Annotated in this window: 12 protein-coding genes; 2 read left to right on the top strand and 10 right to left on the bottom strand. The window is 58.2% G+C overall.

Annotation, left to right across the window (positions count from 1 at the left end; all coding sequences use genetic code 11):
• Positions 1-167: 167 nt before the first annotated feature.
• The 8 genes from AC1RQB_RS22665 to AC1RQB_RS22630 all read right to left on the bottom strand — a co-directional run bounded on the left by AC1RQB_RS22665 (position 168) and on the right by AC1RQB_RS22630 (position 8,975).
• Positions 168-902 carry an amino acid ABC transporter ATP-binding protein gene (locus AC1RQB_RS22665; protein WP_008069475.1) on the bottom strand — a complete coding sequence of 245 codons (735 nt, stop codon included), beginning with the start codon at positions 900-902 and terminating at the stop codon, positions 168-170.
• On the bottom strand, positions 899-1,570 hold the full coding sequence (locus AC1RQB_RS22660) for an amino acid ABC transporter permease (RefSeq protein ID WP_063341405.1): 672 nt from the start codon (positions 1,568-1,570) through the stop codon (positions 899-901). The genes AC1RQB_RS22665 and AC1RQB_RS22660 overlap by 4 nt, the downstream gene beginning before the upstream one ends.
• On the bottom strand, positions 1,570-2,316 hold the full coding sequence (locus AC1RQB_RS22655; protein WP_008069477.1) for an amino acid ABC transporter permease: 747 nt from the start codon (positions 2,314-2,316) through the stop codon (positions 1,570-1,572). The genes AC1RQB_RS22660 and AC1RQB_RS22655 overlap by 1 nt, the downstream gene beginning before the upstream one ends.
• Before the next feature lie 193 nt (positions 2,317-2,509).
• The gene (locus AC1RQB_RS22650; protein WP_063341404.1) at positions 2,510-3,424 is read right to left on the bottom strand and encodes a glutamate/aspartate ABC transporter substrate-binding protein; all 915 of its coding nucleotides are present in this window, start codon (positions 3,422-3,424) and stop codon (positions 2,510-2,512) included.
• A 447-nt stretch (positions 3,425-3,871) separates the two neighbouring features.
• Positions 3,872-5,410: a glycerol-3-phosphate dehydrogenase gene (gene glpD / locus AC1RQB_RS22645; RefSeq protein WP_008069481.1), complete on the bottom strand. Its 1,539-nt coding sequence runs from the start codon at positions 5,408-5,410 to the stop codon at positions 3,872-3,874.
• Positions 5,411-5,702: 292 nt separating this feature from the next.
• Positions 5,703-6,458, bottom strand: coding sequence for a DeoR/GlpR family transcriptional regulator (locus AC1RQB_RS22640; RefSeq protein ID WP_007898523.1), 756 nt, complete (start codon positions 6,456-6,458; stop codon positions 5,703-5,705).
• A gap of 83 nt (positions 6,459-6,541) precedes the next feature.
• The gene (gene glpK, locus AC1RQB_RS22635; protein WP_008009318.1) at positions 6,542-8,047 is read right to left on the bottom strand and encodes a glycerol kinase GlpK; all 1,506 of its coding nucleotides are present in this window, start codon (positions 8,045-8,047) and stop codon (positions 6,542-6,544) included.
• A gap of 76 nt (positions 8,048-8,123) precedes the next feature.
• Positions 8,124-8,975 carry an MIP/aquaporin family protein gene (locus AC1RQB_RS22630; RefSeq protein WP_063341402.1) on the bottom strand — a complete coding sequence of 284 codons (852 nt, stop codon included), beginning with the start codon at positions 8,973-8,975 and terminating at the stop codon, positions 8,124-8,126.
• A gap of 371 nt (positions 8,976-9,346) precedes the next feature.
• Here AC1RQB_RS22630 and ybaK point away from each other — a divergent pair, with 371 nt between their 5' ends.
• Together ybaK and AC1RQB_RS22620 are read left to right on the top strand one after the other, a co-directional pair.
• Entirely contained in the window at positions 9,347-9,817 is a 471-nt protein-coding gene (gene ybaK / locus AC1RQB_RS22625; RefSeq protein ID WP_007938929.1) for a Cys-tRNA(Pro) deacylase, read from the top strand.
• A gap of 116 nt (positions 9,818-9,933) precedes the next feature.
• The gene (locus tag AC1RQB_RS22620) at positions 9,934-10,716 is read left to right on the top strand and encodes a PhzF family phenazine biosynthesis protein (protein ID WP_063341401.1); all 783 of its coding nucleotides are present in this window, start codon (positions 9,934-9,936) and stop codon (positions 10,714-10,716) included.
• 115 nt (positions 10,717-10,831) lie between these two features.
• Here the strand turns inward: AC1RQB_RS22620 and AC1RQB_RS22615 are convergent, their stop codons facing one another.
• Both AC1RQB_RS22615 and argF read right to left on the bottom strand, forming a co-directional pair.
• Positions 10,832-11,941 (bottom strand): ABC transporter ATP-binding protein, encoded by a 1,110-nt coding sequence (locus AC1RQB_RS22615; RefSeq protein WP_008069492.1) that lies wholly within the window; start codon positions 11,939-11,941, stop codon positions 10,832-10,834.
• On the bottom strand, positions 11,938-12,858 hold the full coding sequence (gene argF, locus AC1RQB_RS22610; RefSeq protein ID WP_032830187.1) for an ornithine carbamoyltransferase: 921 nt from the start codon (positions 12,856-12,858) through the stop codon (positions 11,938-11,940). Before argF ends, AC1RQB_RS22615 begins: the two co-directional genes overlap by 4 nt.
• Positions 12,859-13,177: the final 319 nt, after the last annotated feature.

The raw sequence follows: 13,177 nt of genomic DNA, 5'->3' as shown, positions 1-13,177 counted from the left end.
GAAATTTGGCTAAAAAAAACCCGCCGATTCGGCCGAGACTTGTAGGAGCCAGGCTTGCCGGCGAAGGCGTCCTTAAGTGCGCTTTCGCCGGCAAGCCTGGCTCCTACGAAAAGCGGTTCACGCCCACACAAGTCCGCTCCCCCATCAGTTGGGGAGCGGTGCCTTTCTTAGTGCTGCAGAATCTTCTCGAGGAAATGCTGCGCGCGGTCGGAGCGGGCGGTGATGTCGCCGAAGAACTCTTCTTTCTTGCAGTCTTCGATGATCTTGCCCTGGTCCATGAAGATCACCCGGTCGGCCACTTTGCGCGCAAAGCCCATTTCATGGGTCACGCACATCATGGTCATGCCTTCGTGGGCCAGTTGCACCATCACGTCGAGTACTTCGTTGACCATTTCCGGGTCCAGCGCCGAGGTCGGTTCGTCGAACAGCATGACGATCGGGTCCATCGCCAGCGCACGGGCAATCGCCACACGCTGTTGCTGACCACCGGAGAGTTGGCCCGGATGCTTTTTGGCATGGGCGGAGAGGCCGACGCGTTCGAGCAGTTGCAGGGCTTTCTTGGATGCCTCTTCCTTGCTGCGACCCAACACCTTGACCTGTGCGATGGTCAGGTTGTCCATGATGCTCAGGTGCGGGAACAGTTCGAAATGCTGGAACACCATGCCCACGCGCGAACGCAGTTTGGGCAGGTTGGTCTTCGGGTCGGCGATGGATGTGCCATCGACGATCACGTCGCCTTTCTGGAACGGTTCCAGGGCGTTGACGCATTTGATCAGGGTGGATTTGCCGGAGCCGGACGGCCCGCACACCACAATCACTTCGCCTTTTTTGACCTCGGTGCTGCAGTCAGTCAGTACCTGGAAGTCGCCATACCACTTGTTGACATTCTTGATAGAGATCATACGGCAAACCTTTTTTGCAGACGCTTGACCAGCAGCGAGGCGGCAAAGCTGATTGTGAAGTACGTGAGACCTGCGAAGATCAGGAACTCATTGGAGCGACCGATGATGTCGCCACTGGCACGGGAGGCATTGAGGAAGTCCACCAGGCCCACCGCGTAAACCAGCGAGGTGTCCTGGAACAGGATGATGCTCTGTTGCAGCAGCAACGGGGTCATCTTGCGAAACGCTTGCGGCAGGATGATCAGTCGCATCATCTGGCCGTATTCCATGCCCAACGCCTGGGCAGCGCCCATCTGGCCCTTGGGGATCGACTGCACGCCAGCCCGGACGATTTCGCAGAAATACGCGGCTTCGAACATCATGAAGGCCACGATGCACGAGGCGAACGCGCCGATCGGGGTGTCTTCGCCGGTAATCCAGCGTAATACAAACGGCACCGCCAGGTAGAACCAGGTGATGACCAGCAGCAACGGGATCGAGCGGAAGTAGTTAACGTAGGCGCCGGCGATGTTCGACAGCAGTTTGTTGTGGGACAGGCGCATCAGCGCCAGGATCGTGCCGAGGATGATCCCGCCGATCACGCCCAGCGCCATCAGCTTGAGGGTCATGATCATGCCGTTCCACAAACCCGGAAGGGACGGAATGATGCCCGAGAAGTCGAATTCCATCATTTACCCCCTACGGAAATCAGGCCCGGTACGGCGACTTTCTTCTCGACCGAACGCATCAGCAGCATCAGGCTCATGTTCAGCGTGAAGTAGATCAGCGTTGCCAGGGTGAAGGCTTCGAACAGGTTGGCGGAGAACTCGGCGGTCTGTTTGGTCTGCGCGAGCAGTTCCATCAGGCCGATCAGCGATGCCACGGAGGAGTTCTTGAATACGTTCAAAAATTCCGAGGTAAGCGGCGGAATGATGATGCGGTAAGCCTGGGGCAGCAGCACGTTCCAGTAGATCTGCGGCAGCTTGAAACCCATGGCGCGAGCGGCGGCTTCCTGGCCGCGGGGCAGCGCCTGGATACCGGTGCGCACTTGTTCGCAAACGCGAGCGGTGGTGAACAGGCCAAGGCACACGACGACGCTGAGGAACGCCGAAGTGGTGGGGTTGAGATCCTGCTTGTACCACTCCTGGATGTCCGCAGGCAGCAGGTCGGGCACCAGGAAGTACCAGATGAACAGCTGAACCAGCAGCGGCACGTTACGGAAGAGTTCGACGTAGCAGGTCGCGATGCCCGATACGATGCGATTCGGTACCGTGCGCATGACGCCCAGAATCGAGCCCAGCAGCAGCGCGATGATCCAGGCTGCGACAGCAATGGCGATGGTCCAGCCCAAACCGGAGAGGTACCAGTCGAAATAAATCTCGCTGCCCACGCCGGTGGACTTGAAGAACACGCCCCAGTCCCAGTTGTAATTCATTAGGGTCTCCCCTCGGATTCGTTCGATGTACAAATGCCCGCCTGGGGAAGCTCCGTTCCCGCCCGATCTTGAAGATCAGGCACACACGAGCGGCTCGACAGCCACCGGTTCGAGTGTTTCCAGAAAATGCCAGCAGGGAGTGACAACCCCTGAAAGGGCAAAGGCTCTCTCAGGGGATAAGGTTAGTCAGAAATCAGGATTTCTTTTCGTCAGCCGCTTTGTCGGTCGGATTGGCGATCAGGGCCTTGAGCTCTTCGCTCATCGGGAACATCAGGTTCAGGCCTTTTGGCGGAATTGGCTGCATGAACCATTTTTCGTAGATCTTGTTGATCTCGCCGGACTTGTAGGTCGCGATGATGGCGTCGTCGACAGCTTTCTTGAACGGCGCGTCGCCTTTGCGAACCATGCAGCCGTAAATCTCATTGGACTGCGCAGTCCCGGTCACGGCCCAGTCGGTCGGCTTCTTGGCCTTGGCCATTTCACCGGCCAGCAAGGCGTCGTCCATCATGAAAGCCACGGCACGGCCGGTTTCCAGCATCTGGAAGGACTCGCCATGGTCTTTGGCGGAGATCACGTTCATGCCCATCTGCTTGTCGGCGTTCATCGACTTGAGGATGCGCTCGGACGTGGTGCCGGCGGTGGTCACGACGTTCTTGCCTTTGAGGTCGGCGAAGTCTTTGTATGCGGAATCTTTCTTGGACAGCAGCTTGGTGCCGATTTCGAAGATGCCGACGGAGAAGTCAACTTGCTGCTGACGTTCGACGTTGTTGGTGGTGGAGCCGCACTCGACGTCCACGGTGCCGTTCTGCACCAGCGGGATACGGGTTTGGGAGGTCACCAGGTTGTATTTGACCTGGAGGTTGGGCATGTCCAGGTCTTTCTTGATGGCTTCGACGATTTTCAGCTGGATATCGTGGGAGTAGCCAACCGGTTTGCCGGAAGCGTCCGCGATGTAGGAAAACGGAATGGAAGCGTCACGATGCCCGAGGGTGATGGTGCCGGACTCTTTGATCTTCTTCAGTGTGCCGGTGAGTTCGGCGGCGAAAACTGGAGTGCTAATCAGAGCGGCAGCAATGGCTGCGCCCAGGATATGGGGAACGATGCGCATCAAATTTTCCTCGACATTGTTTTTATATGGAGCCAGTTCATCGGCCCTTTTTGGTGCTTCGAATGCTTGCCGGCTCCTGAAGGGGTGGCGCAACGAACATTCGTCCAAGAGTGTAGAGCATGACTCGTGCCAGGCCAGGCGATATAGATCAAGTTATTGATTTATAAGGCTATTAAATATTTATGGCGTTGAATTTTCTATTGGGCGATCCGGTTTACCGAATCGACTGGCAAGTCGCGTTCGGAAAACCGAATGGAATCTTGGCTTTTACTCAAACCCTGTGGGAGCGGGCTTGCCCGCGAAAGCGGTATGTCGGTCGACATTATTATTGCCTGTGCTGGCGTCATCGCGGGCAAGCCCGGCTCCCACAGGGGGCGAGGTGTATTCGGAATGCAAAAAGCCCCTGAATCATGAGATTCAGGGGCTTGGTTTTAACCGGATTCCCGATCAGGCCGCTTCGATCTTGCTGCGGTTCTGTTCGACCTTGTTCAGGTAATCTTCGAGCTTTTGCTGTTCCGCCGGGGTAGTGAACAGCCCAAGCTTTGTGCGGCGCCACAGAATGTCGTGGGCGGTGGTCGCCCATTCTTCGCTGCACAGGTAATCAACTTCGCGAGTGTAGAGACCGCCGCCGATGTGTTCGCCCAGATCATTAAGGCTTTCCACACCTTCGAGCATGCGCCAGGTGCGGCTGCCATACGTGGTGGCCCAGCGTCGGGCGATTTCGGTGGGCACCCAGTCGAACTTGTCGCGGATGCGCGAGCTCAAGGCCTGCGGGGTGGTCATGTCTTCGCCGCCGGGCAGGGTGGCGCTGGCAGTCCAGCTCGGCTTGATGTGCGCGAAGTACGGGGCCAGTTGCGCCAGCGCCGATTCCGCCAGTTTGCGGTAAGTCGTCAGTTTGCCGCCGAACACCGACAGCAGCGGCGCTTCTTCGGCACTGCCCGACAACGCCAATGTGTAATCGCGGGTGACGGCCGACGGGTTGTCGGATTCGTCGTTGCACAGCGGGCGAACACCGGAATAGCTGTGCAGGATATCGTCGCGACTGATTTGCTTCTTGAAGTGGGCGTTGACCACTTTGAGCAGGTAATCGGTTTCGCCTTCGGTGATTGCAACTGCGGCCGGGTCACCGGTGTACTCGCGGTCGGTAGTGCCGATCAGGGTGAAGTGGTTCAGGTACGGAATGGTGAACACGATGCGCTGATCTTCGTTTTGCAGAATGTGCGCGTGTTCGCCTTCATACAGTTTCGGCACGATCAGGTGGCTGCCCTGGATCAGACGGATGCCGTACGGCGATTCCATCTTCAGGTCATCACGGATGAACTTGGCGACCCACGGGCCGGCTGCATTCACCAGCGCTTTGGCGCGGATCGAAAACAGGCTGCCATCGGCGCGTTCCAGGTTCAGATGCCACAGACCTTTGGTGCGACGAGCACTGACGCAGCGGGTCTGGGTGTGAACGTGAGCGCCTTTCTCGCGGGCGGCCATGGCGTTTAGTACGACCAGGCGTGCGTCATCGACCCAGCAATCGGAATATTCGAAGCCTTTGGTGATTTCGCTTTTCAGTGCACTGTCCGGGCCGAACTTCAGGCTTTTCGAACCTTCGAGTTTTTCCCGTTTGCCCAGGTTGTCATAAAGGAACAGGCCGGCGCGGATCATCCAGGCCGGACGCAGGTGCGGGCGGTGCGGCAGCACGAAACGCATCTGCTTGACGATGTGCGGCGCCTTGGCCAGCAGCACTTCGCGCTCGGCGAGGGCTTCGCGCACCAAGCGAAATTCGTAATGTTCGAGGTAGCGCAGGCCGCCGTGGATCAGCTTGCTGCTGGCGGACGAAGTGTGGCTGGCCAGGTCATCCTTTTCGCAAAGGAACACCGAAAGACCGCGACCGGCGGCATCCGCTGCGATCCCCACGCCATTGATCCCACCACCGATGACGGCGATATCGTAAACCTCGGCGAGAGGGGGCGTAGGCAAGGTAGAAGTGGGCATCGGCTGGCCTCGGGCTTTGATTTTCTATATTTGAATTCGAACATTAATGTTCATTTACGAAAATACTAGCCCATAAAGACGCGCACAGCCAGTCAACTTCGATTGAAAATACTGATCGAAGGGCGGTTAAAGGAAAATTTACGAACATTTAGACGCGCGATTGGGCGCAAGAGGTGTGTTGTGTGGCCTGTCGCCATCGCGGGCAAGCCCGCTCCCACAGGTTATATGCAGACCCTGTGGGAGCGGGCTTGCCCGCGATGGCGTCGGTACAGACGACGAAAATGTGGGGGGGTTAAACCACTTCCAACCGAATCTTGTGCTGGCTCAACAGCTGCGCCAAGGCTGGCGAAGGCTGCTGATCGGTGACCAGGCAATCGATCAGGCTTATCGGCCCCAGGCGAATCATGGCATTGCGCCCGAATTTGCTGGAGTCCGCCGCGAGGATTACCTGCCGGGCGTTGGCGATGATCGCCTGGGACACCCGCACTTCCTGATAATCGAAATCCAGCAAGCTGCCATCTTCATCGATGCCGCTGATGCCGACCAAGGCGAAGTCGACCTTGAACTGGTTAATGAAGTCGACACTCGCCTGACCCACTACGCCACCGTCACGCCGCACGTTGCCACCGGTCAGCAGCACGTCGAAATCGTCCTTGGCGCTGAGCATCGAGGCCACATGCAGGTTGTTGGTGATGATCTTCAGGTGGTTGTGGTTGAGCAGCGCCCGAGCGATGGATTCGGTGGTGGTGCCGATATTGATGAACAGCGAGGCGTGATCGGGAATCTGAGCGGCAATGGCTTCGCCGATACGCTGCTTTTCATCGCGCATCTGGTCGGCGCGCATGGCGTAGGCAGTGTTTTCGACGCTGGAGTCGTAGGCTGCGCCGCCGTGGTAGCGACGCAACAGATTGACTTCCGCCAGTTGATTGATATCGCGGCGGATGGTTTGCGGTGTAACGACGAACAGCTGGGCCATTTCCTCGATGCTGACATAGCCGCGCTCGCGGACCAGTTCGAGGATTTGCTGCTGACGGGGAGGCAGATTCATGGGGCTTCCTTTGGGCTGCCGTGCAAAATTTGCCCATGATGCCGCAGGAATCTGCTCCCTACCAGTTAGAACCCGACCTTGGCTTATTCAGCACCCTCATGCGGTTCCCAATCACGAGTGCGGCTGACGGCTTTTTTCCAGCCGGCGTAGAGTTTTTCCTTCGCGGTTTCGTCCAGCGTCGGTTCGAACTCGCGCTCGATCACTGCCTTGCCGCGCAACTCGTCCAGGCTGCCCCAGAAGCCACACGCCAGGCCCGCCAGGTAAGCCGCGCCCAACGCTGTGGTTTCGCGCATTTGCGGACGCTCGACCTGAGTGCCGAGGATGTCGGCCTGGAATTGCATCAGGAAGTTGTTCGCGACTGCGCCGCCGTCCACGCGCAGGGACTTGAGGCGTTCGCCGGAATCCTGCTGCATGGCGTCCAGGACGTCGCGGGTCTGGTAGGCAATCGACTCCAGCGCGGCACGAATGATGTGATCCACGCGTACGCCGCGAGTCAGGCCGAACAATGCGCCACGGGCATACGGGTCCCAGTAGGGAGCACCCAGGCCGGTGAAGGCTGGCACCAGATACACACCGTTGCTGTCCTTGACCTTGTTGGCAAAGTATTCGGTGTCGTGGGCGTCGTTGATGATTTTCAACTCGTCACGCAGCCACTGCACGGTGGAGCCACCGTTGAACACCGCGCCTTCCAGGGCGTAGGCCACTTCGCCACGCGGGCCGCAAGCGATGGTGGTGAGCATGCCGTGTTTGGATTTCACGGCTTTGTCGCCGGTGTTCATCAGCAGGAAGCAACCGGTGCCATAGGTATTTTTCGCCTGGCCTGGCTCGACGCACATCTGGCCGAAGAGGGCCGCCTGCTGGTCGCCGGCGATACCGCCAATGGCGATGCCACTTTTGGTGTGGCCGTAGATCTCGGACGAGGATTTAACTTCCGGCAGCATCTCGCGCGGGATGTCGAGGACCTCCAGCATCTTCGCGTCCCACTCCAGCGTGTGGATGTTGAAGAGCATGGTGCGCGAGGCGTTGGTGTAGTCGGTGACGTGTACTTTACCGCCGGTAAATTTCCAGATCAGCCAGCTGTCGACGGTGCCGAACAGCAGTTCACCCTTGCGCGCACGTTCACGGCTGCCTTCGACGTTGTCGAGGATCCACTTGAGCTTGGTGCCAGAGAAGTACGGGTCGGTGACCAGCCCAGTGGTGTCGCTGATGTATTGCTCGTGGCCATCGCGCTTGAGCTGTTGGCAGATTTCGGTGCTGCGCCGGCACTGCCAGACGATCGCGTTGTAGATCGGGCGGCCGGTGGTCTTGTCCCAGACCACGGTGGTTTCGCGCTGGTTGGTGATGCCGATGGCTGCGACCTGATCGTGATGCAGGCCGGCTTGAGCCAGGGCCTCGACCATCACGGCGCTCTGGGTGGCGAAAATTTCCATCGGGTCATGTTCGACCCAACCGGCTTGCGGGTAATGCTGCGCGAATTCGCGCTGGGCGGTGCAGACCACGTTCGCGTCACGGTCGAAAATGATCGCGCGGGAGCTGGTCGTACCCTGATCGAGGGCAATGATGTAGTTCTTATTCTGTATGTCGGTCATGTCGATTGCCTTGGACGAAAATTAGGAAGTGAGGTCAGGCGCGGGACCACATGGGCAGGATCACGCGCCAACGGTTTCAAGACGTTCTTGGTTTGCCGTCAATGGCCGGTACTGCATCCTTTGTAGCAGGTATGGCGCTGGGCAGATGACGGGCAATCAGCCCGCGATAAGCTGCAGCACCGAGGCAGGCACCGACAATCGGTGCAAAAATCGGGATCAGGAAGTACGGGATATCGCGCCCGCCAGTTAAGGAAATTTCACCCCAGCCGGCGAAGAAAGTCATCAGTTTAGGACCGAAGTCTCGGGCCGGGTTCATCGCGAAACCGGTCAGCGGGCCCATCGAGCTACCAATCACGGCAATCAGCAGGCCGATCAGCAACGGCGCCAGCGGCCCTTTGGGCAGACCGTTGTTGTCATCGGTCAACGACATGATCACGCCCATCAATATGGCGGTGATGATCACTTCAACCAAAAAGGCCTGGGCAGTGGTCAGGGCAGGATTTGGGAAAGTGGAGAACACCGAAGCCAATTCAAGGCTGGCCTGGGTGCCACGAACCATTTGGTGAGTTTGTTCGAAATCGAAGAAAAGGTTGCTGTACAGCGTGTAAACCAACAAGGCCCCGCAGAAGGCACCGGCCACCTGGGAGAAGATATAGAAAGGCAGTTTGCGCTTTTCGAAGTCAGCGAAAATGCTCAGCGCGATACTCACCGCAGGATTGAGGTGCGCACCGGAAACGCCGGCGGTGAGGTAGATCGCCATGCTGACGCCACCCCCCCAGATGATGCTGATTTCCCACAGCCCGAAGCTGGCACCCGCCACCTTGAGCGCGGCAACGCAGCCGGTACCGAAAAAGATGAGCAGTGCAGTACCCAGAAACTCGGCCATGCATTGGCTCGAGAGCGACGGTTGTTGTAAAGCAGTTGTCATTGAAAACCTCTTTTTTGTTGTTGTCTGGCGCTTTTTCATCAAGGTCAAAGCGCGATTTTCACCGAGGCAGGATCCCCATCCTGTGCTCGGCTTACTGCTGGGTGCTGCGGTGAGACATTCGTACAGTATTCAGATTCGAAAAAATATAGACAAGAAACGCTGCTGTCAAAGGTCGAAAGTGAACTGTTGGTCACATTTCAACTATTAGTCACGTGAATGACCGCATCGTTCATCAGGCAGGCCGACCGTGGACGAACGGCACAGACGCCCGGCCAGGCTTTTGAAATAGCGTTGTAATAGAGCCTTTTATCGATCAATGACCTAGAATCCTGCGCAGTATTTTTTCTTCTGCCGCCAAGTCTGGAGTTGCCATGACACCCGCATTGGATTTGTTGAAAAAAGTTCGTGCCGAACATCGCGTGCACAGTTACGAACATGATCCGAAGGCAGCGTCCTATGGTCTGGAGGCCGCGGAAAAACTGGGGTTGGACCCGGCGCAGGTGTTCAAGACATTGCTGGCGGCCAGCGAAAAGGGGGAATTGTTGGTGGCGGTGGTGCCGGTCGTCGGAAGTCTGGACTTGAAGGCGCTGGCGCAGGCCGCTGGTGTGAAGAAAGTCGAAATGGCCGATCCCGCGGCTGCACAGCGGTCGACAGGTTATCTGTTAGGCGGCATCAGTCCGCTCGGGCAGAAGAAGCGCCTGCGTACCTTTATCGATCATTCGGCTCAGCCATTTTCCAGCATCTTCGTCAGCGCCGGACGGCGTGGACTGGAAGTGGAACTGGCGCCCGCCGTATTGGCCGAACACACCCAGGCGAAGTTCGCCGATATCGGTCGCGCCTGAGCAGAAGGCCTTGGGCGTTCAGCCCGGCGCTGTATGGTGAAAATTGATTCGCTCTGTCACTGGTGAAGGGTTCTTCGTGGCTCCATGCTCGTCGACCTGAAAAAGGGAGAAGTGGCATGCAGCTAGAGTTTCATCAGGTGGACGCGTTCAGTGATCGGCCGTTCAGTGGCAACCCGGCGATGGTGTACCGGCTCGATACCTGGCTCGACGATGAGTTGATGCAAAAAATCGCTGCCGAACACAACCTCGCCGAAACCGCGTTTCTGGTGCGTGAGGGTCCTGTCTGGCACATCCGCTGGTTTACTCCCACCACCGAAGTCCCGTTATGCGGCCATGCGACCCTGGCCAGCGCCTATGTTCTGTTCGAAATCTATAAGGAACCGGTCGAGCGACTGGACTTCATCTGCAAGTCCGGCCCGCTGAGTGTCAGCCGTGAGGGCGCGCGCTTGTGGCTGGATTTCCCGGCCATCGTGCCGACAGAAGTGGGCGTGACCCTGGATGTCGAGCACGCCTTGGGTGTGAAAGCAGTCGATGTGTTGGGTTCCAAAGAATTGTTCGTGGTACTGGAGTCCGAGCAAGCCGTGCTCGATTGTCAGCCGGACATGGTTGCGCTGGCAAAACTGCCGTGGCCAGGCGCCATTGTGACGGCCAAGGGCAACACGCATGATTTTGTATCGCGGTACTTTGCGCCAGCAATCGGTATCAACGAAGACCCGGTGACCGGGTCGACCCATTGCAGCCTGATTCCGTATTGGTCGGAACGCTTGAACAAGTCGAATCTGACGGCTTATCAGTGTTCGGCGCGAGGCGGGGAGTTGTTCTGCCAGTTGGAAGGGGATCGAGTGAGTATTGGCGGTAATGCAACGCTGGTTGCGAGCGGAACACTAATGTTGGGTTAACCAAAATCCAATGTGGGAGCGGGCTTGCTCGCGAAAGCGGTGTAACAGTCAACAATGATGTTGAATGTTATGGCCCCTTCGCGAGCAAGCCCGCTCCCACATGTGTTCGCGTTGTTCAGCTGGCGGTGCTGTACCGCCGAACACCGGATTCGATTACCGGAATCTGCGCCGCCGTGCTGCCGGAGGCCTGGAACAGCACCAAGTGTTCAGCCGCCACCCGAATGCCTACTTCAGCACCGACCAGATGATCGGCATGACTCGGGAAAATCGACTCCAGTTGCGCGCCCGTAGACAACTGCAAGCGGTACAGAGTCGATGCCCCTTGGAAGCTCTTGCCAACAATCTGCGCCCTCAGTGGGCTGTCCGGCGCATAGACGATATCGTCCGGACGCAACAACACGTCCACGGCGCATCCGATCGGCCAGGTGTAGGCACGGTTGCCGCGTAATTCACCCAACTCGGTCTGCACCGATTCCGGGCTGCTTAACTGGCCGCGAATGAAGTAACCCTGGCCAATGAAACTGGCCACGAATGGTGTCAGGGGTTCGTGATAGAGGTTGTAGGGCGTGTCCCACTGCTCCAGGCGACCTTCCTTGAAAACGCCCACGTGGTCACTGACCGCGAAGGCTTCTTCCTGATCGTGGGTCACCAGGATTGCACTGGTGCCGCGCGCCTTGAGAATGGCGCGTACTTCATGACTGAGCTTGCGTCGCAATTCGCCGTCCAGGTTAGAGAACGGTTCGTCGAGCAACAGCAGTTGCGGTTCCGGCGCCAGGGCGCGGGCGAGGGCGACACGTTGCTGCTGGCCACCGGACAGTTCATGGGGGAAGCGCTTGCCGAGGTTTTTCAGGTTGACCAGTTCGAGCAGCTCTTCGGTGATGCGATCCTTTTGCGGGTGCTTGCGGATCCCGAAAGCGATGTTCTCGGCCACACTCAAATGCGGAAACAGTGCGTAATCCTGAAACACCATGCCGATCCGGCGCTTCTCCGGGGCAAGGGTGAAGCCGGCGCTGGAGATGGTCTCGCCCGCCAACTGGATTTCACCTTCATGCACCGGTTCAAAACCGGCAATCGCCCGCAGGGTGGTGGTTTTGCCGCAGCCCGAAGACCCCAGCAGGCAACCGATATCCCCAGCATTCAAATGCAGGTTGAGGTTCTGCACGACCCGCTGGTTTTGGTAACCGCAGGCCAGATTGCGCAGGTTCAGCAGTAAGGTCTGGCTCATGCGTGGTGGTACGAAGGCGGGACGAGGAATTCGAGCAAGGCCTTTTGTGCGTGAAGACGGTTTTCGGCTTGATCCCAGGCCACCGAGCGCGAGTCGTCGAGCAGGTCGAGGCTGATTTCCTCGCCACGGTGGGCCGGCAGGCAATGCATGAACAGCACGTCCGGCGCGGCCAGGTCGAGCAGGGCACGGTTGACCTGGAACGGTGCGAACAACTTCAGGCGCTTGGCGGTTTCCTCTTCCTGGCCCATGGAGGTCCAGACGTCGGTGCTCACCAGGTGCGCACCGCGCACGGCTTCCTGCGGGTCGCGGACGATGGTCACCCGATCGCCGGCTTTAGCCACGAACTCAGGGTTGGGTTCGTAACCTTCCGGGCAGGCTATGCGCAACTGGAAGTCGAACTGGATCGCCGCTTCTATATAGCTGTTGCACATGTTGTTGCCATCGCCGATCCAGGCCACGGTCTTGCCTTGAATCGAACCACGGTGTTCGAGGAAGGTTTGCATGTCGGCCAGCAATTGGCAGGGGTGCAGGTCATCGGACAGGCCATTGATCACCGGCACGCGGGAATTGGCGGCGAATTCGGTCAGGGTACTGTGGGCAAAGGTACGGATCATCACCGCATCGAGCATGCTCGACATGACGATGGCGCAGTCGCCGATCGGCTCGCCTCGACCCAATTGGGTGTCGCGTGGCGACAGGAAGATCGCCTGGCCGCCGAGCTGGATCATGCCGGCTTCGAACGAGATGCGTGTGCGGGTCGAGGACTTCTCGAAAATCATCCCCAGGACGCGGTTTTTCAAAGGCTCGAACAGTACGCCGCGGTTACGCAGGTCCTTGAGCTCAACGCCTCGACGGATCACGCTGACCAGCTCTTCGGGCGTGCAATCCATCAGGGAGAGAAAGTGCCTTGCGCTCATCATTGACTACCTTTTTGCAACAGACCGCAGATACTCAAAGCCTTGTTTAACTGAAAAACGGGCGAGACCTGCGGCGTAAGCCGCACGGGGCGACGAAATAGGGGGAGGCGCGATATTGACATTAAATGTCGCGTTTTTCCAATGGGCTACGGTGTTTAGGGGATTTCAGAGGGGCTACGGGTGACCGCAGTAGCGCTTTTGAAGCCTGTTTCCTGACAGCAGCTAACCATTTGTACACCGCGCTCGCCGGACTTGGCAATCAAACAGGACGCGGGCGACACGCTGGCGGTCGGTTTTTGACCTGTCATTCGGACCTTTG

The sequence above is a fragment of the Pseudomonas sp. GW822-FHT02E03 genome (genome assembly GCF_058802325.1).
Note: the sequence above shows the minus strand (reverse complement) of the source record. Positions and strands in the feature narration are given on the sequence as shown.

What these genes read in the sequence shown, in the direction of transcription:
- AC1RQB_RS22660 (WP_063341405.1), bottom strand. Translation starts at nt 1,570, where the DNA reads ATGGAATTCGACTTCTCGGGCATCATTCCGTCCCTTCCGGGTTTGTGG.
- AC1RQB_RS22620 (WP_063341401.1), top strand. Translation starts at nt 9,934, where the DNA reads ATGCAGCTAGAGTTTCATCAGGTGGACGCGTTCAGTGATCGGCCGTTC.
- AC1RQB_RS22630 (WP_063341402.1), bottom strand. Translation starts at nt 8,975, where the DNA reads ATGACAACTGCTTTACAACAACCGTCGCTCTCGAGCCAATGCATGGCC.
- ybaK (WP_007938929.1), top strand. Translation starts at nt 9,347, where the DNA reads ATGACACCCGCATTGGATTTGTTGAAAAAAGTTCGTGCCGAACATCGC.
- AC1RQB_RS22650 (WP_063341404.1), bottom strand. Translation starts at nt 3,424, where the DNA reads ATGCGCATCGTTCCCCATATCCTGGGCGCAGCCATTGCTGCCGCTCTG.
- glpD (WP_008069481.1), bottom strand. Translation starts at nt 5,410, where the DNA reads ATGCCCACTTCTACCTTGCCTACGCCCCCTCTCGCCGAGGTTTACGAT.
- AC1RQB_RS22665 (WP_008069475.1), bottom strand. Translation starts at nt 902, where the DNA reads ATGATCTCTATCAAGAATGTCAACAAGTGGTATGGCGACTTCCAGGTA.
- AC1RQB_RS22640 (WP_007898523.1), bottom strand. Translation starts at nt 6,458, where the DNA reads ATGAATCTGCCTCCCCGTCAGCAGCAAATCCTCGAACTGGTCCGCGAG.
- AC1RQB_RS22615 (WP_008069492.1), bottom strand. Translation starts at nt 11,941, where the DNA reads ATGAGCCAGACCTTACTGCTGAACCTGCGCAATCTGGCCTGCGGTTAC.
- AC1RQB_RS22655 (WP_008069477.1), bottom strand. Translation starts at nt 2,316, where the DNA reads ATGAATTACAACTGGGACTGGGGCGTGTTCTTCAAGTCCACCGGCGTG.
- argF (WP_032830187.1), bottom strand. Translation starts at nt 12,858, where the DNA reads ATGAGCGCAAGGCACTTTCTCTCCCTGATGGATTGCACGCCCGAAGAG.
- glpK (WP_008009318.1), bottom strand. Translation starts at nt 8,047, where the DNA reads ATGACCGACATACAGAATAAGAACTACATCATTGCCCTCGATCAGGGT.